Annotated in this window: 1 protein-coding gene; it reads right to left on the bottom strand. The window is 70.7% G+C overall.

Annotation, left to right across the window (positions count from 1 at the left end; genetic code table 11):
- Positions 1–836, bottom strand: an 836-nt coding sequence (locus G7A99_RS22040) for a (2Fe-2S)-binding protein (protein WP_163144118.1), incomplete at both ends; no start/stop codon positions are given.

Below are 836 nucleotides of genomic sequence, written 5' to 3'. Positions count from 1 at the left end.
GCCTTCTTCACCCCCAGCAGGTCGATGCGCTGGCCGCCGGTGACCTTCACGGTCGGCACCTCGAACTTCTCGGCGACATCGGCGATGGCGCGCAGCTCCTGCGGGTTGGTGATGCCGCCGTACATCCGTGGCACGACGGAGTAGGTGCCGTCCTTCTGGATGTTGGCGTGGGCGCGCTCGTTGATGAACCGTGACTGTGCGTCGTCCCGGGCCTCGGCGGGGAAGGTGCTGATGCAGTAGTAGTTGAGCGCCGGCCGGCACTTGGAGCAGCCGTCCGGCTCCTGCCAGCCCAGGGCCTCCCGGACCGCTTCCGGGGAGGTGAGGTGGCGCTTGCGGATGGCCTCGCGGACCTCGTCGTGGGAGCGCGTCGTGCACTCGCACACCGTGGGCTTGTCCTCGGTCACCGCGTCCCCGCCGGCGGCGAGGGCGACGATATCGCCGACCAGGGACTTGCACGAGCCGCAGGAGGTGCCGGCCTTGGTGGCCTTCATCACGGCCGCCGGGCTGGTCAGGCCGTCGTCGCGGACCGCGGCGACGATGGCGCCCTTGCACACCCCGTTGCAGTCACAGACCTGCTCGTCGTCGCCCATCAGTGCGGCGCGTCCGCCGGCGCTGTCGCCGCCGCCCTCCGCCTGGGCACGGCCGAAGATCAGCCGCTCGCGGATCTCCGAGATGTCCTCGCCGCGTTTGATGAGGTCGAAGTACCACGGGCCGTCGTCGGTGTCGCCGTACAGCACGGCGCCCTGCAGGCGGTCGTCGCGGACGACGAGCTTGCGGTAGACGCCGCGCCGCGGGTCCTGGAGGACGATGTCCTCGGTGTCCTCGCCGCCCTCGTA

The sequence above is a fragment of the Arhodomonas sp. KWT genome (assembly GCF_010993615.1).
Note: the sequence above shows the minus strand (reverse complement) of the source record. Positions and strands in the feature narration are given on the sequence as shown.